The 21593-nt window shown below is 62.0% G+C and carries 21 protein-coding genes and 1 pseudogene; 3 read left to right on the forward strand and 19 right to left on the reverse strand.

Features of this window, described 5'->3' with window-relative positions:
- Window positions 1–13 precede the first annotated feature (13 nt).
- From B0G81_RS16300 to B0G81_RS16335, 8 genes are all read right to left on the reverse strand, one after another.
- Complete coding sequence (locus tag B0G81_RS16300) at window positions 14–1147, reverse strand: mannitol dehydrogenase family protein (RefSeq protein ID WP_134137487.1); 1134 nt, start codon at window positions 1145–1147, stop codon at window positions 14–16.
- A 25-nt stretch (window positions 1148–1172) separates the two neighbouring features.
- Window positions 1173–2183: a zinc-binding alcohol dehydrogenase family protein gene (locus B0G81_RS16305; protein ID WP_134137490.1), complete on the reverse strand. Its 1011-nt coding sequence runs from the start codon at window positions 2181–2183 to the stop codon at window positions 1173–1175.
- A 114-nt stretch (window positions 2184–2297) separates the two neighbouring features.
- Window positions 2298–2627: an L-rhamnose mutarotase gene (locus B0G81_RS16310; RefSeq protein ID WP_106283076.1), complete on the reverse strand. Its 330-nt coding sequence runs from the start codon at window positions 2625–2627 to the stop codon at window positions 2298–2300.
- Window positions 2628–2637: 10 nt separating this feature from the next.
- Window positions 2638–3486, reverse strand: a complete 849-nt coding sequence (locus tag B0G81_RS16315) for an amidohydrolase family protein (protein WP_208328540.1) — start codon at window positions 3484–3486, stop codon at window positions 2638–2640.
- On the reverse strand, window positions 3483–4499 hold the full coding sequence (locus B0G81_RS16320) for an aldo/keto reductase (protein ID WP_134137493.1): 1017 nt from the start codon (window positions 4497–4499) through the stop codon (window positions 3483–3485). Before B0G81_RS16320 ends, B0G81_RS16315 begins: the two co-directional genes overlap by 4 nt.
- Window positions 4500–4613: 114 nt before the next feature.
- On the reverse strand, window positions 4614–5558 hold the full coding sequence (locus tag B0G81_RS16325) for an ABC transporter substrate-binding protein (protein ID WP_134137496.1): 945 nt from the start codon (window positions 5556–5558) through the stop codon (window positions 4614–4616).
- Between the two features lie 68 nt (window positions 5559–5626).
- A complete protein-coding gene (locus tag B0G81_RS16330; protein WP_116122238.1) occupies window positions 5627–6655 on the reverse strand; it encodes an ABC transporter permease in 1029 nt (342 codons plus the stop codon).
- Window positions 6648–8195, reverse strand: a complete 1548-nt coding sequence (locus B0G81_RS16335) for a sugar ABC transporter ATP-binding protein (protein ID WP_243856772.1) — start codon at window positions 8193–8195, stop codon at window positions 6648–6650. Before B0G81_RS16335 ends, B0G81_RS16330 begins: the two co-directional genes overlap by 8 nt.
- Before the next feature lie 240 nt (window positions 8196–8435).
- On the opposite strand from B0G81_RS16335, the gene B0G81_RS16340 reads away from it, so the two are divergent.
- A complete protein-coding gene (locus B0G81_RS16340) occupies window positions 8436–9176 on the forward strand; it encodes a FadR/GntR family transcriptional regulator (RefSeq protein WP_116122239.1) in 741 nt (246 codons plus the stop codon).
- Between the two features lie 383 nt (window positions 9177–9559).
- On the opposite strand, the gene B0G81_RS43675 is transcribed toward B0G81_RS16340, so the two are convergent.
- Window positions 9560–9742, reverse strand: coding sequence for a hypothetical protein (locus B0G81_RS43675; protein WP_166679006.1), 183 nt, complete (start codon window positions 9740–9742; stop codon window positions 9560–9562).
- A gap of 338 nt (window positions 9743–10080) precedes the next feature.
- Here B0G81_RS43675 and B0G81_RS16350 point away from each other — a divergent pair, with 338 nt between their 5' ends.
- Window positions 10081–10992: a substrate-binding domain-containing protein gene (locus B0G81_RS16350; RefSeq protein ID WP_134137498.1), complete on the forward strand. Its 912-nt coding sequence runs from the start codon at window positions 10081–10083 to the stop codon at window positions 10990–10992.
- Window positions 10993–11282: 290 nt separating this feature from the next.
- On the opposite strand, the pseudogene B0G81_RS16355 reads toward B0G81_RS16350, so the two are convergent.
- A pseudogene (locus B0G81_RS16355) lies at window positions 11283–11843 on the reverse strand (MFS transporter); the annotation flags it as partial.
- Between the two features lie 2 nt (window positions 11844–11845).
- On the opposite strand from B0G81_RS16355, the gene B0G81_RS16360 reads away from it, so the two are divergent.
- Window positions 11846–12418 carry a LysR substrate-binding domain-containing protein gene (locus B0G81_RS16360; protein ID WP_243856773.1) on the forward strand — a complete coding sequence of 191 codons (573 nt, stop codon included), beginning with the start codon at window positions 11846–11848 and terminating at the stop codon, window positions 12416–12418.
- A 17-nt stretch (window positions 12419–12435) separates the two neighbouring features.
- Here B0G81_RS16360 and B0G81_RS16365 read toward each other — a convergent pair whose 3' ends face one another.
- From B0G81_RS16365 to B0G81_RS16405, 9 genes are all read right to left on the reverse strand, one after another.
- The gene (locus B0G81_RS16365) at window positions 12436–14121 is read right to left on the reverse strand and encodes a cation acetate symporter (RefSeq protein ID WP_134137508.1); all 1686 of its coding nucleotides are present in this window, start codon (window positions 14119–14121) and stop codon (window positions 12436–12438) included.
- Entirely contained in the window at window positions 14118–14441 is a 324-nt protein-coding gene (locus B0G81_RS16370) for a DUF485 domain-containing protein (RefSeq protein WP_134137513.1), read from the reverse strand. The genes B0G81_RS16365 and B0G81_RS16370 overlap by 4 nt, the downstream gene beginning before the upstream one ends.
- A gap of 108 nt (window positions 14442–14549) precedes the next feature.
- Window positions 14550–15536 carry a nitronate monooxygenase gene (locus tag B0G81_RS16375; RefSeq protein WP_134137517.1) on the reverse strand — a complete coding sequence of 329 codons (987 nt, stop codon included), beginning with the start codon at window positions 15534–15536 and terminating at the stop codon, window positions 14550–14552.
- A gap of 35 nt (window positions 15537–15571) precedes the next feature.
- Window positions 15572–16780, reverse strand: coding sequence for a CaiB/BaiF CoA-transferase family protein (locus B0G81_RS16380; protein WP_134137520.1), 1209 nt, complete (start codon window positions 16778–16780; stop codon window positions 15572–15574).
- A gap of 40 nt (window positions 16781–16820) precedes the next feature.
- Window positions 16821–17633 carry an enoyl-CoA hydratase gene (locus B0G81_RS16385; RefSeq protein ID WP_134137524.1) on the reverse strand — a complete coding sequence of 271 codons (813 nt, stop codon included), beginning with the start codon at window positions 17631–17633 and terminating at the stop codon, window positions 16821–16823.
- The gene (locus B0G81_RS16390; protein ID WP_134137530.1) at window positions 17630–18769 is read right to left on the reverse strand and encodes an acyl-CoA dehydrogenase; all 1140 of its coding nucleotides are present in this window, start codon (window positions 18767–18769) and stop codon (window positions 17630–17632) included. Before B0G81_RS16390 ends, B0G81_RS16385 begins: the two co-directional genes overlap by 4 nt.
- Before the next feature lie 10 nt (window positions 18770–18779).
- Window positions 18780–19988: an acyl-CoA dehydrogenase family protein gene (locus B0G81_RS16395; protein ID WP_134137532.1), complete on the reverse strand. Its 1209-nt coding sequence runs from the start codon at window positions 19986–19988 to the stop codon at window positions 18780–18782.
- Between the two features lie 12 nt (window positions 19989–20000).
- Entirely contained in the window at window positions 20001–21182 is a 1182-nt protein-coding gene (locus tag B0G81_RS16400) for an acetyl-CoA C-acyltransferase (RefSeq protein ID WP_134137535.1), read from the reverse strand.
- A 38-nt stretch (window positions 21183–21220) separates the two neighbouring features.
- Entirely contained in the window at window positions 21221–21451 is a 231-nt protein-coding gene (locus B0G81_RS16405; RefSeq protein WP_134137539.1) for a hypothetical protein, read from the reverse strand.
- Window positions 21452–21593 lie beyond the last annotated feature (142 nt).

The following is a 21593-nucleotide window of genomic DNA, read 5'->3' on the forward strand; positions in this document are numbered from 1 at the left end:
TCTCGAAACAGTTCTAAACCGATGCGACGCGCTCGAGCATCGCGCGTATTCGCAGCGGTCCGGGCTCAACGCCGAGTGTGTCGGCAAGTTGCACAAGCGGCAGAAAACGCCGCTGCATTTTTTCTGCGTGATTCTGAGCGATGTCCGCGATCCGATGCTCAAGAAAGGGATTGAGCAGGCGATCACGTAACTCGACGAGATAGGCCAGAGCCTGCTCGTGCTGACCCAACGCCGCAAATGTCGGGAGTACATCTTCCGCCCAGACAGTTTCCAGGTTCGCGCGCAGGATTGGGTCGTTCATTGCCCGATAGACGGTCTCGTCAGCCGGCCTGCGGTCCTCCAGCCAGCGCTCGGCCAGATAGCTGTGACCGAGATTAAGCAGGAACAGCTTCAGACGCTCGAAGCGCTGCAGGTCGTCTGTCAAAACGATGTTCTCGTGTGTGCAAGGCAGAACCAGCCCCGGCTGCTGCTCAATCGCCCACAGCGCATACGGTTCGGCAACCGCGCCTACCGGTTCAATCGCCTGTGAAACGATGCGATCGACGAGCGAATTGGCCCATATGCAATGCGTTCGAAGGTAGGTAATAAACGGTTCCGGCATCCGCCAATTTGTCGCGAGAGTCACAACAAGCTCGCGCAGCGTATCGCCGTTATTGACCACAAGTTCGCATGGAAAAAGCGAGAGCGGCACATCAGGGTTGCGTTCCCAACGGGCATGAAGCAACACCAGCAGCTTGGCCGGAAAGCTATGTGGCACGCACTCCGGGTGAGTCACGAGCGCCGCGGTGTCCCGGTCATCGAGCTGGAATCCCCGGTCTCCCGTATTGGAGACAATCACTTCGACATGTTCCGCTACGGCATCTCGCACTTGTGCCCAATGCGTCCCGGCGTGCCATGCCGCGCGCACCGCGTTGCCGCTCAACATCTCGTCCACCGGCACGCCGCGCCGCATACCTCGAATCCGTACCGGGTATGGCCTGCCCTCTGCCAGCGCCGCAATGCGCTTCTGACTGGACTCGCTGCCGGTGGTCTGCACGACCGTAATGCCACCAAGCGCGGCGCCGCGCGTCAGCGCTTCCGAAACGAACAGGTCGACATGCGCCTGGAGGAAGCGGCTGGTGCCGAACTGGAGAATGGGCTGGCTCATGGCTTATATCCGATCTGCGCCTTCGTCAGCATTCGATGATGGCTTTCACCACGCCTGCGGACGGTTCGAGCAGTTTCGAAAATTCCGCGGGGACATCGGCAAGTTTCATCCGGTGTGTGTTGAGTGCCGCATCGGGCACCTGGCCGGCGCGCATGGCCCTGAGCACCGTTTCGAAATCTTCCGCGGTCGCATTGCGGCTTCCGATCAGGGTGGCTTCGCGCTTGTGGAACTCCGGATCGGAGAAAGTGATCTTGTCTCTCACCACGGAAATCAGCACGTATTTTCCGCCGTGCGCAATAAACTCGAAGCCACGCTCCATGGCAGCCGGATTGCCCGTCGCATCGAAGACGACATCGAAGAATTCACCGTCGGTGAGTCTCGTCAGCTCGTCCACGTCGGTATCACCGATTTGCACGGTAGCCGCCACTTCGATTTTCCCGGCGCAGAAGTTCAAACGATCGAGCCGTGTATCGAGTGCCGTCACCGTGGCCCCGCGCAGACGTGCGAAGATCATCGCGGCCATCCCGATCGGACCTGCCCCGACCACCAGCACGCGCTGCCCCGCCTGAACGTCGGCGCGACGAACCGCATGCGCGCCAATGGCGAGAAACTCGATCATTGCCGCCTGATCGAGCGTGATTCCTTCAGCCTTGTGAACGAACTGACGCGGCAAACTTAGATACTCCGTCAATGCGCCATCCCGATGCACGCCCAATACCTGAATGTTCACGCAGCAATTCGTTTTTCCATTCCTGCAGGCAATGCATTGGCCGCATGACAGATAGGGCATGACGTAGACCGGGTCGCCGGCGATCAGGCCGGAATCCGCATCGGCTTCTTCGACCGTGCCCGACAGTTCGTGTCCCATCACGCGGGGGTAGGAGAGAAATGGCTGGTTGCCGGTAAAGATGTGCAGGTCAGTGCCGCATACGCCGACGCGTCGCACTCGTAGCAACACTTCGCCGCGCTCGCGCGATGGCATTGAGCGCGTTCCGGCGCGTAGTACTCCGGGCGTTTCACAAATAACAGTGAGCATGAGGTTTCCCTTTTCAGATACAGAGCCCGCGACGCCATGATGCGGTTTCAGTGCGGGCCCGGTTAATTTGGTTCTCTATGGCGAGGTCACCCGAGCGCAGTGTCGGGACGACGCCTATTCGACGTAAAAAACCTCTTCCATCCGTGCCCAGTGTTCCGACGGCGCACGACTCGGCAACGGTTTCTGGCATGGACCGCACAGGCTCCACCAGCGTTGCGTTTCCGGGTCGTTCGCAATCTCCGCCATATCGCTTTCATAGTCGGACCCGACGTATTCCCAGTAGCCGAACAACAGGTTCTCGGGCTCCCGCAGGAAAATCGAGTAGCGGGTGACATTCGAGCGTTTCAGGCGATTGAGTACCGTCGGCCAGACCTGCGCATGCAAGCGTTTGTATTCGTCGATATGCTGCGGATCGATACCGATCACCATTCCCATGCGTTGCATCACACTCTCCCTATTCTTCGAGCCGGTAGAAGCGATAAGCGTTGCCGCCGAATACGGCGCCTTTGTCCTCATCGCTCGCATATCGATCGCAGTAATCGTCACAGGCGGCAAGCCAACCGGCGTAGTCACCGAAATGTGTCGCGAGCCGCTGGACAGGCCAGTCACTTCCCCACAAGAGACGACGCGGGCCGAACAGTCGGAATAGCGTCTCCACATAGGGCTCGAAAGCGGCAACGCCGATATCCGGCGGCGCTTCCGTCCATAAGCCCGACAGCTTGCAATGTACGTTTTCGAGTCTGGCCAGATCGGCCATGTCGGTTCGCCACGGCTCCAGTTGGCCGGTAGCGATCAGCGGCTTGGCTGCATGATCTATAACGATCCGCAGGCCGGGGTAACGTTTCGCGAACGCGACCAAACCGGGGAGTTGACGCGGAACAACCAGCGCATCAAACGCAAGGTCATTGGCGAGCATCGCGGTAATCGCCGGTCGCAATACCGGGTCGTCAATCCAGTTGTCGTCTGGAAGATCCTGCAGCATCGGCCGCAGCGCTTTCAACTTCGGGTGGCGGGCCAAAGCATCGATCTGTTGCGGCGCGTCAGGCGCTTTCAGGTCGACCCATCCCACCACTCCGCGAATAAAAGAATGACGCTCCGCCAGTTCGAGCAGGAAGCTGGTGTCGTCGCTGTCAGGCAAGGACTGGACCAGCACGGTTCCGCCGATGCCGCATCGTTCAAGCAGCGGTTCAAAATCGGCCGGCCCAAAGTCTCGATAGATCGCTCCAAGACTGGCAGGCGGCCAATGCCCTACGCGCGCCGCGAGGTGCCAGAAATGGTGATGTGCGTCGATACGCAGGCTCACAGGCTCCCCCCGGGCACACGTGCGGCGTCCGCGATCAGACCATCCGACTTCAGCTCCTGCCACAACCCGGCCGGCAGCGTCTGCTCGAACCACGCGACGTTCTGCCGAAGTTGTTCGACACTGCGCGCGCCCACCACGCACGACACAACCGCGGGATGCGCAAGCGGAAACTGCAGTGCCGCAGCGGGTAACGGGACCTCGAATTCGCGGCAAACCTCGGCCAACCGGTGAACGCGCGACACGACAGCGGCGGGGGCGTCCCCGTAATTGAACTTGCCATTACCCGCCAGCACGCCGGAATTGAACACACCGCCGGCCACGATCGAATTCCCATGCCGTACGCAATCGTCGAGAAACGGCGACAGGCAATCTTGCTCGAGGAGCGTGTAACGGCCCGCGAGCAACGTCACATCGATCTGTATCTCCTGCATGGCTTCATGCACAACCTGCCATTCATTCACGCCAAGACCGAAGGCTTTGACCTGCCCTGCACTTCGCAGCGCGTCGAGTGCGCGAAAGCCCCCTCCCGTGGTCAGTTGCCTCCAGAATTCGACGTTCGCGTCTCCATGTGTCATTCGACCGACGTCATGCACATACAGTAGGTCGATCTGCGGAAAGCCGAGACGCTGCTGACTGTCTTCGAACGACCTCATGACGCCATCGAAGCTGTAGTCGTAATGCGGCCGGAAAGAAAGCGGCTCGGCCCACCCGTCGTCGCCGAATTGAACAGTCAGGTCTGGCCGAAGAAGCCTCCCCACTTTCGTACTCAGCACGAACTCGTCGCGTGGGCGCGCTGACAACGCGTCGCCCACGCGGCGTTCGGAAAGCGTGTACCCGTAGAACGGCGCAGTGTCGAAATAGCGCAGACCAAGCGACCACGCTTCGTCCATCAGTGCGCGCGCCTGTTGCGGCGGCATGGGGCGATAGAGGCCACCAAGTTGCGAACAACCCATGCCGAGTGCGCTCAGTTGCACGCCGCCACGCGACAGATCACGCAGATCACCTGCTTTCATCAAAAATTCCGCCTTCAGGGATTCGTTTCTCGATGTTCAACGCTTTACCGCGCGTCCTGAACGGCGCAGTCCTCAAGGGCGGACAACGCCGTCGGGCATCGTCCGCGCCGCGCTTCAATACAAGACGTTCTTCGCAGCCGGCTGATCGATGTTGTTCTTGTCGACCATCACGACACCGGTATCCAGTTGCTTCGTAACCGGCTTGTGTTCGATGACCTCCACCGCCGTTTTGACGCCTTTGTAGCCCATTTGATAGGAACCCTGAACAGCGATCGCCTGGATGGTTCCGTCCTTGACGAAGCCCTGCAGGTCCTGGTTGCCGTCAAAGCCGATCGCGACGATCTTGCCGGCTTTCCCGGACTGCGCCAACGCGCGTCCCACTCCTACGGCAGTCGGTTCATTCGCACCGAAGATACCCTTCAGATCCGGATTCGCCGACAGCACGTCGGTCGTCTGATTGAGCGCGGTCGCCATCTGCGACTGCGAATAGAACGGTCCGACAATCTGCAGCTTCGAGTGTTCCGCGAGATACTTCCGGAACCCGCCCACGCGGCCAATCTCGGAACCCGCGCCGGCAACGTACGACATCACAGCGACCTTCCCTGTCTGTCCGACACGGTCGATCATCGCTTTGGCGCACATCTCGCCGGCCTTGGCGTTATCGGTCGAGAGAAACGACTGGTAATACTGCTTGCCGGAATCGGACACGAGCGAATCGATCAGGACAACCGGAATTTTTGCCTCCCAGGCCTTCTTCATTGCGGGGACCAGTGCATCCGGATCGGACGGCGCGAGCACGATCGCCGCAACATGCCGGTTCACCGCGTTCTCGACCATATTGACCTCGTCGGCCACCGCTGACTCGGTCGCCGGTCCCTGAAACGTCATCGTGTAGCCGTTCAGCCCCTTCATGCCCTCCGCTGCACCTTTCTGCACGTTCTGCCAGAAATTCGAGTTGGCCGTCTTGACGATAACGGCGATCTCTCCGCCCGCCGCATTCGCGTGCGCCGCCACTGCGGTCAAAAGCGCGGCGGCCCATGCCAGATATTTCTTTTTCATGTCTCACTCCTTGGGTTGGTGATTGCACTGCTTTGTTGGACTTCTCGAATGGCATCATTCGATGTGCTTTATCTGCGGTTTCTAACCTGATCGATCCAGACCGTGCCGAGAATGACCAGTCCGATAATGATTTGCTGGACGAAACTCGATACGCCGTTCATGTTCAGGCCATTGCGCAGCACGCCGATGACGAACGCACCAATGGCCGTACCCGAGATCGTGCCGACGCCGCCCATCAGGGACGTCCCGCCAATCACGGCGCTGGCGATCGCATCGAGCTCGTACATGACGCCTTCGTTTGGTTGCGCTGTGACGAGACGCGACATCAGCACGCAACCCGTCAGACCGGCGAGCACGCCGGACAGCACATAAGTAAATAAGGTGACGCGTCGGACATTGACGCCGGAGAGCCGCGCAGCTTCGGCATTCGATCCGACTGCGTAGATGTGGCGGCCAAGTGAAGTGCGCGTCAGCATGATCGACACGGCCACCGCCAGCACCACCATGATGATCACGGGATAGGGAATGCCCGGAAATACCGTATCGGGGAACCCGTCCGCCCCGATATGCGAGATGCGGAACAGCGCGCCATTTCCGAGTTCGCCGAACGCGTCACCAAGTCCCGAAACCGGGCGCGCGCCAGTGATCTGAAGTGCGAGACCGCGCGCGACCAGCATCATGCCGAGCGTGGCGATAAACGGCGGCAGACCCATACGCGTCACGCACAGGCCATTGACGAGTCCGCACAGGCCGCCCACCACGACGCCGCCGAGCATGCCGAGGGGAATCGGCACGCCAGCCTTGACCAGCAACGCGGCGACCACGCCGGACAGCGCGAGTACGGAACCCACGGACAGGTCGATTCCGCCGGTAATGATCACGCAGGTTGCCGCCACGCCGAGATAGGCAATCGACGTCACCTGCAAGGCGACCGTCATGCCGTTTTCCACCGAGAAGAACGCCGAACTGGTCGATGAAAAGACGACCACCAGCATGATCAGACTGCCGAGCGCGGCAAATTTCTGGATCAGGTCGCGACGGCGGAGTTTCGCGCTGCTGTCGACACTAGCGGTCTGGTCAGATGTTATTTCAAGCATGGTTTCGTCCCGATGCGAAGTGCATGATTTCTTCCTGATTGGTGTGACGCGTCTCCAGAACTCCGGCGATCCGGCCTTCGTGGAATACCGCGATGCGATCGGACATGCCGAGAATCTCGGGCAATTCCGAACTGATCAGCACGACGCCGATGCCCTGCGCGGCGAGCTGATCCATCAGCGTGTAGATCGCATATTTCGCGCCGACGTCGATCCCGCGCGTGGGTTCGTCGAAAAACAGAATCTTCGATTCGCGAAACAGCCATTTGCCGATGACGACCTTCTGCTGATTGCCGCCGGACAGGTTGCGCGTGAGTTGATGGACCGTCGGCGTGCGGATGCCGAGCGTTTCGACGTAGCGCCGTGCGATGGCCGCTTCGTCGGCAAAGCGGATGAAGCCCGCGCGCCCCGACACCGCTTCGATATTGGCCAGCGTGATATTGGTCGCGACCGGCATCTTCAACGCGAGGCCGTCACTCTTGCGGTCTTCCGATAGATACGCGATACCGTGGCGGATCGCATCGATAGGCGAGCGGATCGAGACGCGCTCGCTGCCGATATGAATCTCGCCGCCGTCCGGTTGGTCGGCACCAAAAATCGCCCGCGCCACTTCGGTCCGGCCTGCGCCCATCAAACCGGCGAAGCCGAGAATCTCGCCTCGTCTCAATTCGAACGAAACCGGCCCGAATGCCGGTGCGCGCGACAGATTGTCGACACGCAGCAGCACGTCCTGCGTCGGAACCGACCGGCGCGGCGGGTATGCATCGTTCAGCGCCCGGCCGACCATCCGCGCAACGATCTCATCCATGCTGGTCGCCGCGAAATCGTCGGTGGAAATGTGGCGCCCGTCGCGCAGCACCGTCACGCGGTCGACAATCTGCTTCATTTCGTCGAGACGATGAGAGATGTAGACAATGCCCACCCCGCTCTCGCGCAACTCCTTGATGATCCGGAACAGGTGCATGGTTTCGGATTCCGTGAGCGACGAAGTGGGTTCGTCCATGATCAGCACCTGGGCGTCGAGCGAGAGCGCCTTGGCGATCTCAACCATCTGCTGCTGGGCGATTGACAGCGTCCCCACCAGCCTGGTGGGTGGCAACGACAATCCAATGCGGGCGAGCGCGCGCCGGGCGTCGCCATTCAGCCGCGCGCGATCGATGAACGGTCCGCGTTTGGGCTCGCGTGCCAGGTAGATGTTTTCCGCAATCGAAAGGTGCGGCACCAGATTCAGTTCCTGGTGAATGATCGCAATGCCGGCTTTTTGTGCCTCCAGTGAGGACGCGAACCGCCGTTCCATGCCGCGAAAAACGATCGTGCCGGCATCCGGCTGGTATTGGCCGCTGACGATTTTCATCAGGGTCGACTTGCCCGCGCCGTTCTCGCCGCAAATCGCGTGTACTTCGCCGCGGCGCAATTCGAAGTGCACGTCATCCAGTGCAACCACACCGGGGAACCGCTTGCCCAGCCCGCTGAGTTTCAATAGCTCCGTAGGTTCCTTCGAACCGAAGCCGCCCACCGCGCGCGGGGCCAGTTCAGCGCTCAAGTCTGTCACGCGTGTCTCCTTCTTTATGCGGCGCTTGTGATGGTCAGGCCAATCTGAGGCAGATTAGAGAATAAAAAGGGAAACTGGTCAAGCCAATTTTCATACTTTGTAGATTGGCCTTACCTAGAACAAACCCCTATGCTTCCCACCGAATGCGCGGAGAACCTGGCGGAGCTTGCGTGATAGACTTGACCGCCAGGCGCGCCAGGCGCCCGCGCCACTTTTCCTTTTGCCAGCAAGATGAAACAGACTGAGCCAAAGCGGCTTTACCAATTGGTCGCCGACCAGATTCGCGGCCTCATCCACGGGGGCGATTTCCCTCCGGGGTCAAGGTTGCCGGCTGAGCGTGAGTTGTCGCAGCAACTGGGCGTTTCGCGCCCGTCGCTGCGCGAGGCGCTGATCGCACTGGAAATCGGCGGCAGCGTCGAGACCCGCATGGGTTCGGGTGTCTATGTGCGCGAAACCGCAAACGAAAGCGAAGGATCGCTGGCGGTACTAGGCGAAAGCCCGACGGAAATCATGCAGGCGCGGGCTGTGATCGAAGGCAGCCTCGTCGTGCTCGCCAGCACGCGACTCACAGCCGCCTCTCTGGACCGGTTGCGGCGCAGCGTGGATGCCATGCATCGCCTTGCGTCCGCCGGCAAATCTCCGCTGGAACCGGACCGGCAATTCCACCTCATCATCGCGGAGGCTGCGGGCAACACGGTGTTGAGCCGATACGTGGCCGATCTGTTTGACGCGAGGCGCGATCCGATCGGGGCGAGGATTAGTGAACTCGCCGAAAATACGACTACGTGGATGGCTGCCGTTGAAGAGCACGAGAGAGTCCTGCATGCACTGCAGGCAGGAGACCCGCTTGCCGCACAAGCAGCGATGCGATCGCATCTGAAGTCTTCTGAAGAGCGGTGGGTCGGAAGCGACATGAAGAAGGTCGCACCCAACGATGCGGACGGTAAAGCTGCCCGCGTGCGATTGGGTTGAGTGGCGAATTCAAGCGGGTTGTGGTTCCCTCGAACTTTCGCCGAACACGGACTACTTTAGAGGAACTCGATTGGCTTTCCGGAATTCAAGCAAATAACTTCCGCTGTACGAGACCGAAGGGCCTTGCCGCTTGCACAGGATGACGGGATCGTCTGCGTAGGTCACTATTCGACTGCCAAGACTGCGCTGAAGGCCGAACGTCTTCCCCACGCCTGTGAAATCCCGCGCCGACTGTCTCGAGCCTCCGTCGTCCGTTTCTGCCGGCCTCGGTCATCGGTTTCTTCAACGGGGCATTCCAGCCACATCCTGATCAGATGCAGCACACGCCGATCAACGATGCGTCGCGCGAGCGACAACATTAACGCGCCCGGCCTTCCGGTTGTTCATCCCTGACCATGCAGGCAAGCCCTGCGCGAAACGCCGCAATTGACGGATGAGGACAAAGCTTGTCCGTCGGTTCCAGGCACGAAAGCGAACAGCTGGCCGCAGCGCTCGACCGCCATTTCAAAAACGCGCAGCCGAAAACTGCCAGGCGTATCGGGTTGCTGACCGCGCTGGATGCGCATCTGGCGAACCTTAACGAGAAATTCCCGAAGTGATCGCACGACCGGCGCGAACGTTCAAAGAAAAAGCCGCGCCAAATGACCTGCACCCGGAATGCTGGCTTTCTCACAGCGCCTCTAAAGACCGGACGGCGTCGGAGTCCGATCTAGGTTAGGTCCCGATGGCAGGCCGTCGGTCATCGGCTTATTATTCCGCAAGGTCGGCGAAAGTTGGCCCGAGGTAACGATTTCGCATGCTGGCAAGAACCTTCATAACAAGGCAATGCTTTCCCGCAAGCTTACGCGGTCGGCTCCAGGCCACTGCCAGTGGACACATCATGCTTGGACGTCTGAGATTATTCATGCTGCTCTGGTCGTTGGCGGGGATCGTGCAGACCGCGCATGCGACCACGATCGGCGTCGTGCTACCCGGCTCGTCGCTTGTTTTTTACCAGACAATGCTCAAGGGGATACAACAGTCGGCCCATGATCATCATGTAGATCTGCTGACCCGCAGCCCGTCCGACGGTGAGTCGCTCGATACATCAAATATCCAGTTGCGCATTATCGATTACATGGTGACGCAAGGAGTCGCGGGTGTGCTACTGGCACCGGAACCATTGAAAAGCGACACGCGGGTTTCAATCCCTGTCCCCCTGATCCTCGTGGATCGGTATAACGCCGATTACGACGGCATCTCGACGGTGTACACAGACAATTTCGGCGCAGGCAGGAAGGCCGCCCTCAGCCTGGTACCGGTTTTGAAAAAGGGTGCCAAGGTGGCGATGCTGCGGCTCGCGCCCAACGTGAGTTCGACTACCGCGAGAGAAAGCGGATTCTTAAGCGTCGCCCGGAGCGAGGGATGGGATGTGGTGATCGATGCCTACGTCGGGTATCGACCCCGCGATGCCGAAGCACGGATCGCTGAAGTGCTAAGCACGTACCCAGCCCACCTGGACGCCGTTTTCGCGCCGGCCGAACCCATCGCCTACGGCGCTCTGCGGGTAATTGAAAATGCGGCAGTCGGCCAGCGCCCGCGCCTTGTGCTGTTCGACTGGCGTCCGGAATTCCTGGAAGGCCTCAAAAGAGGAATCGTTTACGCCGCCATATTGCAGGACCCTTATCGCATGGGTTACCTCGGCTTGGCGTCGCTAGTGGAGGCACTGCAGGGCCATCCGCCGCCCCGCAATATATTTGTCGACGTGGTCACCGTTACGCCAAAAAACATGAACGACCCGGCGATCCGTTCCTCGTTGGCAAAGTACGCGAAATAGCCGGCGTGTGCCACGAGCGTGTTCAGTACCGCTTGACGGGGCGACCGTTGCCGCCACTTGGATCCCCACCCAGTCCGTCCTTCTATGGACTGCTTCAGGCTTGGGGAAATCACATGCATCCGCCCGCCTCTTGAAGTGCCCACGTCGCGGAATCGCAGCTAATTGACCAGACACCGGAAAACTTCATGCCGAAGATCACTTCATGTCCGCCGTGTTGCAGACGCGAGTGGCCTACACGGCCACCGTCCTAGCGGTGACGTCACCCATGCGTGTGGCACGCGATGCCCATTTCACTCCCCGGCACACCCTGGCCGATGCGGGTGCGCCATCAACCGCAAGCCGCTCGCTATGCCGCCGATGCCCGCGAACATCGCGCCGCCAAACAGAGCGAGTATGGGTCCGTGCTGTCCGTCCAGTCCAAAAAACAACGCAACCAGCGCAGCGCCCGTGGCCTGTCCGATCAGGCGCGAGGTCGCGACGACGCCGCTGGCGCCGCCGCTGCGCGCGTGCGGCGCGCTTGCCATCAACGCCTTGATGTTCGGCGACTGGAAAAAACCGAAGCCGACACCGCAGATCCCCATCCGTATCGCGATCGAGTACGCGCAAGGATGTGCGGGTAGCAACGAGAGCGACGCGAGACCCACGCACAGACAGGCGAGCCCGGCCGCGCCCAGTGCGCCGGGCGGATAGCGATCCGACAGGCGTCCGGCAATGGGCGCGACAAGCGCAACGACAACCGGCCAGGGCGTAATCAGGAACCCCGTCTCAATCTGGCTGCGATGCAGCACGTCTTCGAAGTAGAACGGCAGCGATACGAACGCGAGGCCCTGCGCGGCGAACGCGCACACTGCCCATCCTTGCCCGCTATACGACTCGCGAGAGCGCCGTCTCGTTCCGGCTCTCCGTGCAGGTGTCGGCGCTGCTATTCGACGAACTGAAGGACGGGCAACTCGATCTCGCGCTTTGCTTCACGCCGCAGACCGTCGCGGACGAAGAACTCCAGTCCGATGACATCGGCAGCCAGCGCTACCGGATCGTCGCGCGGCAGGGTCATCCGCTCGCGCATACGCCTGCCGATCCACGCCTGCTGCAAGCGGCAAAATGGTTGCTGCCGCTGCCAGGACATGGGTTGCGCCAGATCGTCGATCGCTACTTCCAGGACCACGATCTGGCGTCCCCGCAGGCCGTGATCGAAACCGACGCGTCGATTTCGCTGCTGACATCGCTGCTGCGCAACAGCGATCTGATCACGATGCTGACCGAACGGATGCTCCAGACCTATGCGGGCCGCGATCTCGCGGCCCTGCCCTACGAAACGGCATTATTCGAAAGCAAGGTTCGGCTTTTCTATCGCAGGAAAACCCCCATGTCACCAGCCGTGCGGCGATTTCGCTCGACGTTGCATGAAGCGTTGACCGATTCCTGAATGCAATCGCTTACGCTTCAATGGTCGACGGCCTTTATCGGCAGCAAGCCCGTCTGCCCATAGAACTCCTGCAACGCAAACGCTTCCTGCTCCCGCTGCGCGCGAGCACCGCGATCCAGTATCGAAAAGAGCCAGATTCCCGCGAACGCTAGCGGCACTGAAACCAGCGCGGGATTGTCGAGAAACACGGGCGTATGCGCGTGATGCAGCACGTCGACCCACACCGATTTCGACAGCAGCGTCAGCAGCACGGCGGATATCAGGCCGAGCGCGCCGCCAACTACCGCGCCGCGCGTCGTCATGCCGCGCCAGAAGATCGACGACACCAGCACCGGGAAGTTCGCGCTCGCCGCGACGGCCGCCACGAGGCCGACCAGAAACGCCACGTTGACGTGCTCGAAGAGAATGCCGAGGCCGATGGCGACGACGCTTAAAATCAGCGTCGCTGCGCGCGAAATGCGCATTTCATGGGCTTCATTCCGCTTGCCCCGCGCGAGCCAGCACGCGTACAGATCGTGCGAAACCGTGGTCGCGCCGGAGAGCGTGAGGCCCGCCACCACGGCCAGGATCGTCGCGAACGTGACGGCGGCGATGAACCCGTAAAACAGGTTGCCGCCCACGGCCTGCGCCAGCTTGACGGCAACCATGTTTGAACCACCCAGCAGGTCGCGCGTGAGATTGAAATGCCCGTCTGCCGCCGTCTTGAAGAACTCGGGATGCTGCGCGAGCAACGCAATCGCGGAGAAGCCGATAACAAACGTCAGCAGATAGAAGTAGCCGATGAACCCCGTTGCGATGAATACCGACTTGCGCGCCTCTTTCGCGCTCGGCACCGTGAAAAAACGCATCAGGATATGCGGGAACCCCGCCGTGCCGAACATCAGCGCGATGCCGAGCGACAGCGCGTTGAGCGGGTCCTTCAGCAGCTTGCCGGGCGCCATGATGCTGAGCGCGCCGGGATGAACGTCGACGGCGCGCCGGAACATCTCGTCGGGACTGAAACCGAAGTGAGCGAGCGCGGTAACGGCCATGAACGTCGCGCCGCATAGCAGCAGCACGGCTTTGATGATCTGCACCCACGTGGTGGCCGTCATGCCGCCGAAGAACACGTAGACCACCATCAGCGCGCCGACGATCACTTCCGCCATCCAGTACTGCAAGCCGAACAGCAACTGGATCAGCTTGCCCGCGCCGACCATCTGCACGACCAGATAGAACACCACGACGACGAGCGATGTGCTCGCCGTCAACAGACGGATCGGCGCCTGCTCGAAGCGGTAGGCGACCACGTCGACGAACGTATATTTGCCCAGATTGCGCAGGGGTTCAGCGAGCAGGAACATCACAAACGGCCAGCCGACCAGAAAGCCGATCGAATAGATCAGGCCGTCGAATCCGAACAGATACACCATGCCGGAAAGGCCCAGGAACGACGCCGCCGACATGTAGTCCCCGGCGATCGCGAGCCCGTTCTGGAAGCCGGAGATACCGCCGCCCGCGCTATAGAAATCGCGCGTCGTGCGCGTTCTACGCGAAGCCCAGCGCGTGATGCCGAGCGTCACGAGCACGAACAGCAGGAACATGCCGATCGCCACCGGGTTCAGTTCGACGCGGTCAGCCACCGGAGCTTCGATGCCCGACGCGCGAGCGAGCGCAGCTGTCGATGCGAGACCCGCACACAACAAAGAACGAACGAGCTTCATGCTTCACTCTCCTGCGATGCGTTGACGAGTAGTGCGCGCATCGAAGGATCGAAGCTGCGGTTTGCGTGAAGCACGTACCAGGCGGTCAGCGTGATCGCCACCGCAATGATGCAGACGCCCACGAGTACGCCGATCGTGGTCGTCGCGCCCGCATACAACGGTCGCGCCAGCAGATGCGGCGCCACCGCGACGAACAGGATAAAGCCGTAATACGTGGCGATCATCAGCGCGGTCAGCGTGAAGCTGAATCGCCGGCGTGACGCGATGAGCCGCCGGTACGCGGGGCTCGCCTGGATTGATTCGATATGGGCTTGCTGCATGCGTTTGTCTCCTGCCTGCTGTCTGTTGTCTGTCGGAACGAATTGAGCGTCTTGGCGCTCGATGCAACCGCGCCGCGGGCTTCTGTCGGCACCGCTTGCCCGGCAGCGTCAGTGGCTCGCCAGCCGTCCCATCGCCTGCCGCATGTCGCACTCGAACCGGAGCACGATGTCAGCAAGCGGTTCGATCCGGTCGGTGAAGGCGAGCGACTGTCCGGCGGAAAGCAATCCCTTCGACCAGTCGCCCGTCACATAAGCGTTGCGACCGATCTTGCCCGCGACCATCGGCATCAGGTCGGCAATCGTGATGTCCGGGTTCTGTGCCTCGAGTTCCTTCACGGCCGCCGTCGTCTCGTTGCGCAGCGTCCGCACGGTATTGCGCACGGACTGCATGCACAGATCGGTATCGGTCGGTCCGGCTTCCACCAGACGGCGCTTGTAGTTGTCGTGCGCCCAGATCTCTTCGGCCACGGCGAAGCGCGTACCGACCACCACGCCCGACGCGCCCATCGCGAGCGCCGCGGCAAGCTGCGAGCCGCGACCGATGCCGCCGCCGATCAGATAGGGAATGTCGAGGTGGCTCTCGGCCCACGCGGCGTTGACGAACGAGCCCACCATGTCGAGACCGGGATGTCCGCCGCATTCCGCGCCGACGATCGCCACGGCATCGACGCCGACAGCGGCAGCCTTGACCGCGAACCGGAGCGCGGGCACTTTGTGAAGCACCTTGACGCAGGCCGCTTTGAGCAGCGGCATGAATTCCTCGGGATTGCGCCCCGAGGTTTCGACATACTTCACGCCTTCGTCGACGACCAGCTCGAACACCTCGCGCGTTTTCTCGCCCGGGACGAGCTTCGGCAGCATCGACACGTTGACGCCGAACGGGCCGCCCTCGCACAGTTCGCGGCAGCGCCGGATCTCGGCCCGCAGTGCATCAGGCTCAGGGAAGCTCGCGGCCGTGATGAAGCCGATGATGCCGGCACGCGAGGCGGCGGCGACATAGTCCGCATCGGCGAGCCACATCAGGCCACCGGCAACGATCGGCAGCCGCGTGCCGAACAGTTCGGTCACAGCATTCGTAAAAGCGGTTTGACTCATTGAACGGTCCTTGTGCAATAACGCGTGATCCAGCGTCACACGACGCCTTCTGCCTTCAGTTGCGAAAGCCGTTCGGCGGACAGCCCGAGCAGCGACTGGAGTACATCGTTCGTGCCTTCGCCGAGTTGCGGCGGGGCTGTGCGAACCGGAAGGCGCGCGCCGTCGAAGCGATATGGCGGCGCGAGCACATGCGTGCTGCCTGCTTCGGGATGTGTGTAGGTGGTCACGAGTCCAGCCTCTCCCGCCCGCGTCGAATTGAGCGCTTCGTGAAGGCCCGCGACCTCGCCACAAGGAATGCAGGCTTGCGTCAAACGTTCGAGCAACACCTTGCGCTTGCGCTTCCTGATCTCTTGCTGGAGTTCGGGTGCGAGCACTTCGCGGTGTGTGGTGCGGGAAATGTTCGTGCGAAAACGCTCGTCGTCGGCGAGATCGGGACGCTCGATGACCTCGCGACAGAATCGCTCGTACTGGCGGTTGTTGCCGACAGCAATGACAAGCGGGCCATCCTCTGCATCGAATACGCCGTAGGGCATGATCGACGGATGCGAATTGCCGTAGCGCGGCGGATCCTCGCCCATGATCAACGCCTCCAGTCCGTAGTACGACGTGATCATCAGCCCGCAATCGAAGAGCGCCATTTCAATGTGGCGTCCCTTGCCCGTCTTCTGACGCTCGAAGAGTGCTGCGAGCACCGCCTGTGCGGAGTACATCCCCGTGAACAGATCGACGGCGGCTACGCCGAACTTGAGCGGCGGCTGATGGGCCTCGCCGTTGAGCGCCATCAGCCCGGCTTCGCCCTGAACGACAAGATCGTAGCCGGGACGCGCCGCTTCCGGCCCGTGCCGGTCGTAGCCGGAGATCGAGCAGTAGATGAGGTTCTCGCGTCCTTCCTTGAGTTGCTCATAACCGAGGCCCAGTTTCTCCGCGCCGCCGAACTTGAAGTTCTGGATCACGACGTCGCACTGCTGTGCCAGTTCGCGGGCGATCTGCTGGCCCTCTTCCGTTTGCAGATCGAGACACACTGATCGCTTGTTGCGGTTCACGCTGTTGAAGTAAGCCGTCTCGGTCGTGCCGACGCGGATGCCCCAATCGCGCGTGTCGTCGCCGCGCTTCGGATGCTCGACCTTGATGACTTCTGCGCCGAGATCGCCGAGCACCATCGCGCACCACGGCCCCGCCAGCACGCGGGATAAATCGAGAATGCGAACACCGGCAAGCGGCAGGGATGAATCGAGGTTCGACATGACAGATCCGGAATGACAAAGAGTGACGAAGGCGCCGCGTCTAGCACGAACTGGCTTCGGACGCACGGCGCAACGCCGAAAAATCGGCGGCGCGCTTATCGAAAAAGGCGTTGATGCCTTCGGCGGATTCATTGTCGCCAAGCGATTCCGCCATGTAATCGGCTTCGAGGTCGAGCTGCGCGTCCACCGTGTTTCCACCCGCGTGGCGGCACAGACTCTTGATCCGTGCGATCGCGCGCTCGGGTCCCGCCGCGAGCGATTGCGCGAGCGCCACGGCTTCCGACAGTGCGCTGCCCGGCTCGGCGAGTCGATTCGCGACGCCGAGTGCATGCATGCGTTCGCCTGTGACGGGCCGCCCCGTCAGACACAGCTCCGTCATCAGCTGCCGGGAGACGACACCGGACAGAAATGCCGTCGCCCCGCCGTCTGGCGACAGGCCCACCTTGACGTAGGCCACGGAGAACGACGCGTTGCGCGCGGTCACGAGCATGTCGCACGCGAGTGCGATCGAGAGCCCCGCGCCGGCTGCCGCGCCTTCGACTGCTGCGATCACTGGCTTGCCGCAGTCGCGCAGCGAGCGAATCATGTTGTGCAGACCTTCGATGCCCGCGCGCCGCTCGGACGGCGTCGCCAGGCGCCGCTGCGCCAGCCGTTTCAGGTCGCCGCCCGCGCAGAACGCGCCGCCCACGCCCGTCAGCACGATAGCGCCGACTTCGCGATCGTTTTGCGCCGCTTCGATGGCAGCCGGAAGCGCCGCGTACACCTCGGCTGTGAGCGCATTGCGCGCAGACGGATTGTTGAAGGACAGCACCTGCACCGCGCCTTCGCGGCGTGCAAGGATAGGTTCGTTCATCGTGATTCACTCCGGTTCAAGGTGATGTAGCGTTCGAGATGGTGGTCTTCATCGCCCAGTTGATGGTCGATCATCACGAGGCGCTTCGCGTAGTGGGCAAGCGGCAGTTCCCATGTCATGCCGATGCCGCCGTGCAACTGGATGGATTCTTCGGCGACCTGCGCACCGACGCGGCCGATCGTGTACTTCGCCGCCGACAGCGCGCGTTCGCGCTCTACCCGGCCCGCGCCAAATGCGGCGGCCGCATTGATCACCGCAGAGCGGGCCTGCTCGATCTCCAGCAACAGATCAGCCATGCGGTGCTGCAATGCCTGGAAGCTGCCGATCGCGACGCCAAACTGCTTGCGCGTGCGCAGGTACTCAAGCGTGTGTTCCTTCGCGACGTCCATCGCGCCGAGCGCCTCGGCGCACAATGCGAGCACACCCGCGCCAATGCAGTACTCGAGCGTCGTGAAGCCCGCATCGCGTTCGCCGAGCAATGCCGTGTCGGGAAGACACACTTCGTTGAGGCAGATTTCGGCAGCGCGCCCGCCGTCGATCTTTCCGTAGCCGCGCAGCGCGACGCCTTCCGTCTCGCGCGGAACGACGAAGAGCGAGATGCCCTCTTCGGCGTCGGCGGCACCGCTGGTACGCGCCGAGACGAGAAAGAAGTCGGCCTCGGCGCCCAGCTGGACGACAGCCTTCCTGCCCGTCAGCACCCAGCCATTCGAACTGCGCACGGCGCGCGTGGTCACCTTCGCGAGTTCGTAGTGCGAGCCGGGTTCGTCGTGAGCAAGCGCCGCAGCAGTGTGGCCTTCGATCAAACCGTCAATCAGCGCCTTCTGTGCGTCGCTGCCAGCCAGGGCCAGCGCGCGCCCGACCATCAGGGCGCCGAGAAACGGTTCGACCACGAGGCCGCGTCCGAGGCTCTCGAAGACAACGGCAATATCGAAACCCTTTCCGCCGAAACCACCGTCGGCCTCGTCGAAGAGCGCGCCAACGATGCCCAGTTCCGCAAAGCGAACCCACAGTTCACGGCTGAAGCCCGAGTCGCTGCGCGCCAGTTCGTCGCGCTTCGCGAAGCTGTACTGCTCGCTGACGAAACGGTTCAGCGTATCCGCCAGCATGCGGCGGTCTTCGGTATGCTGGAAATTCATCGCGATCCTCTTACAGTCCCAGGATCATCTTCGAGATGATGTTCCTCTGGATTTCATTGGAGCCGCCGAAAATCGACAGCTTGCGGTTGTTGAAGTAAAGCGCGGCGGCGCTCGCGGCCTCGTCGGGGCCAATGGGCGCATCGTCATGGTCTTCGTGCAGCGCTTCTTCGACAAAGGGCTGTGCGTACGGCCCCATCGCGCGGCGCATCAGCGACGTCAGTTCCTGGCGAATCTCGGTGCCGCGAATCTTCAGCATCGAGCTTTCCGCGCCCGGCACACCGCCGCCCGCTACCGCGGCGATCACGCGCAGGTTGGTCGTCTTCATGTTCTCCAGGTCGATTTCGACGCGGGCGACGCGCGCTGCAAAGAGCGGATCGTCGACGAGCGGACGGCCGTTGCGCGTCACGTTCTGCGCCGCGCGGCGCAAGCGCGCCAGCGCTGCAACCGAGAAGCCGACGCCCGCGATGTTGGTGCGCTCGTAGGTCAGCAGATACTTCGCGACCGTCCAGCCCCGGTTCTCCTCGCCGACCAGATTCGCAGCGGGCACGCGCACATCGGTGAAGAACACTTCGTTGATTTCGTGTTCGCCTTCGAGCGTGATGATGGGACGCACTTCGATGCCCGGCGATTTCATGTCGACGAGCAAGAAACTGATGCCCTCCTGCTTGCGTACATCCGTCGCCGTACGCACGAGGCAGAAGATCATGTTCGCGTGCTGGCCGAGCGTCGTCCACGTCTTCTGGCCGTTGACGATGTAGTGCTCGCCTTCGTCATCGATGCCGCGCACCGCGCTCGTCTTGACCGACGCCAGATCGGAACCCGAACCCGGCTCCGAATAACCTTGGCACCACCAGTCGGAACCATCGAGAATGCGCGGCAGCCAGTGACGCTTCTGCGCTTCGTCGCCGAACTTGATGAGCACGGGCCCCAGCATATTTACGCCGAACGGCACGATGCGCGGCGCGCCCGCCAGCGCGCACTCGTTCTCGAAGATGAACTTCTGCACGGCGTTCCAGCCCGGACCGCCGTATTGTTCGGGCCAGTGATTCGCGAGCCAGCCCTGTTCGTTCAGGATCGCGTGCCATTCGGCCATGTCGCCGCGCGTGAGGCGCAAGCCGCTGCGCACCTTGCTGGAGAGCCGCGCGGGCAGTTTGTCGTTCAGGAAGCGCACGACCTGCTGGCGAAAGGCTTCCTCCTCAGGGGTGAAGTTCAAATCCATATGCTGTTTCTCTCAATAGATTTCGAAGAGGCCGGCGGCGCCCATGCCGCCCGCAATGCACATCGTGACGACCGCGTACTTCACGCCACGACGCCGGCCTTCGATGAGGACGTGACCCGCGAGGCGCGAGCCCGTCATGCCGTACGGATGCCCGATGGAAATCGCGCCGCCGTCGACGTTGAGGCGCTCGGACGGAATGCCCAGGCGTTGCTGGCAATAGACCGCCTGCGAGGCGAATGCTTCGTTGAGTTCCCACAGGCCGATATCGCCGACCGTCAGCCCATGGCGTGCGAGCAGCTTCGGTACGGCAAGCACCGGGCCGATGCCCATCTCATCCGGCTCGCAGCCTGCTACCGCGAGACCCCGGAATGCGCCGAGCGGAGTGAGGTTCGCGCGCTCGGCGGCTTTCGCTTCCATCATCACGCAGGCCGATGCGCCATCGGAAAACTGCGACGAGTTGCCTGCCGTGATGAATTTGTCGGGGCCTTTGACGGGGGCGAGCTTCGCCAGCGCCTCAATGGTGGTGCCGGGACGATTGCAGGTATCCGCCGAGACCGTCACCTCACGCCGGCTGACGGCGCCCGTCTCCTTGTCGGTCACGGCCATCGTGGTCGTCACGGGCACGATCTCGTCGGCATAGCGGCCGGCGAGTTGTGCCTCCGCCGTGCGCCGCTGGCTTTCCACCGAGAAATGGTCCTGCGCTTCGCGGCTGATGCCGTAGCGCTGCGCCACGATGTCGGCGGTATCGATCATCGTCATGTAGAGCGAAGGCTTGTGCTCGACGATCCACGGGTCGAGCGCGGTCACGCCGTCTTCACGCGTACGGATGCTGGAGATGCTTTCGACGCCGCCCGCGATCATCGCCGGCGCACCGTCGACAACGATACGGCCGGCCGCCATCGCGATGGCCTGCAGGCCCGACGCGCAGAAACGCGTCACCGTCGTGCCCGCGATCGACAGCGGCAACCCCGCACGGATCACAGTCTGGCGCGCGATGTTGCGGCCCGTGTTGCCTTCCGGATAGCCGCAACCGAGGATCGCGTCCTCGATCAGTTCCGGGTCGACGCCCGAGCGTTCGACGGCCGCACGCACCGCGAACGAAGCCAGCGTGGGACCGGGTGTGATGTTGAATTCTCCACGGTGCGCTTTGGTCAATGGCGTGCGCGCGGTGGAGACAATGACGGCTTCTCGCATGGTCTGGCTCTGCAAAGTGGCATGAAGAATCGAACGGATCAGGCGGTGTGATTGAGGCTCGCCAGGGTGGCGCCGCGCTCGACGAGATCGACGATCAGCGGCGACGGCTGCCAGAACACCGGGTCCCGTTCGGCGGCTCCGATAGCGTCGCTCAGTGCGCACCGCACCGCGACGCCCAGCGCGTTGACGGGCGGATTGTCGACAGTGACGACAAGAATGCGGTTGCGCAGCTCACGCCTGACGGCGTGTCCGGCCGAGTGGGAAGTCATGTCCCGCGTCTCCATGTATTTCGTGTTGACTGATTGTTAAATGCGCAGCGCGCATTGACAATCCAACTGGCAGTTGACGAACTGTTAACTGAAAGTTGACACTGGACATGGGAGAGTCTTGATCGAGCGGGGTGATGTGCCC

This window comes from Paraburkholderia sp. BL6665CI2N2 (assembly GCF_004366535.1).
In the GTDB taxonomy this organism is placed as follows: Bacteria; Pseudomonadota; Gammaproteobacteria; order Burkholderiales; family Burkholderiaceae; genus Paraburkholderia.

Bases quoted from the DNA above. Each gene is read 5' to 3' on its own strand.
- B0G81_RS16340 (WP_116122239.1), top strand. From the start codon at position 8,436: ATGAAACAGACTGAGCCAAAGCGGCTTTACCAATTGGTCGCCGACCAG.
- B0G81_RS16400 (WP_134137535.1), bottom strand. From the start codon at position 21,182: ATGCGAGAAGCCGTCATTGTCTCCACCGCGCGCACGCCATTGACCAAA.
- B0G81_RS16320 (WP_134137493.1), bottom strand. From the start codon at position 4,499: ATGAAAGCAGGTGATCTGCGTGATCTGTCGCGTGGCGGCGTGCAACTG.
- B0G81_RS16390 (WP_134137530.1), bottom strand. From the start codon at position 18,769: ATGAATTTCCAGCATACCGAAGACCGCCGCATGCTGGCGGATACGCTG.
- B0G81_RS43675 (WP_166679006.1), bottom strand. From the start codon at position 9,742: ATGCGCATCCAGCGCGGTCAGCAACCCGATACGCCTGGCAGTTTTCGG.
- B0G81_RS16350 (WP_134137498.1), top strand. From the start codon at position 10,081: ATGCTGCTCTGGTCGTTGGCGGGGATCGTGCAGACCGCGCATGCGACC.
- B0G81_RS16375 (WP_134137517.1), bottom strand. From the start codon at position 15,536: ATGAGTCAAACCGCTTTTACGAATGCTGTGACCGAACTGTTCGGCACG.
- B0G81_RS16405 (WP_134137539.1), bottom strand. From the start codon at position 21,451: ATGACTTCCCACTCGGCCGGACACGCCGTCAGGCGTGAGCTGCGCAAC.
- B0G81_RS16370 (WP_134137513.1), bottom strand. From the start codon at position 14,441: ATGCAGCAAGCCCATATCGAATCAATCCAGGCGAGCCCCGCGTACCGG.
- B0G81_RS16330 (WP_116122238.1), bottom strand. From the start codon at position 6,655: ATGCTTGAAATAACATCTGACCAGACCGCTAGTGTCGACAGCAGCGCG.
- B0G81_RS16395 (WP_134137532.1), bottom strand. From the start codon at position 19,988: ATGGATTTGAACTTCACCCCTGAGGAGGAAGCCTTTCGCCAGCAGGTC.
- B0G81_RS16300 (WP_134137487.1), bottom strand. From the start codon at position 1,147: ATGAGCCAGCCCATTCTCCAGTTCGGCACCAGCCGCTTCCTCCAGGCG.
- B0G81_RS16380 (WP_134137520.1), bottom strand. From the start codon at position 16,780: ATGTCGAACCTCGATTCATCCCTGCCGCTTGCCGGTGTTCGCATTCTC.
- B0G81_RS16305 (WP_134137490.1), bottom strand. From the start codon at position 2,183: ATGCTCACTGTTATTTGTGAAACGCCCGGAGTACTACGCGCCGGAACG.
- B0G81_RS16365 (WP_134137508.1), bottom strand. From the start codon at position 14,121: ATGAAGCTCGTTCGTTCTTTGTTGTGTGCGGGTCTCGCATCGACAGCT.
- B0G81_RS16385 (WP_134137524.1), bottom strand. From the start codon at position 17,633: ATGAACGAACCTATCCTTGCACGCCGCGAAGGCGCGGTGCAGGTGCTG.
- B0G81_RS16325 (WP_134137496.1), bottom strand. From the start codon at position 5,558: ATGAAAAAGAAATATCTGGCATGGGCCGCCGCGCTTTTGACCGCAGTG.
- B0G81_RS16310 (WP_106283076.1), bottom strand. From the start codon at position 2,627: ATGCAACGCATGGGAATGGTGATCGGTATCGATCCGCAGCATATCGAC.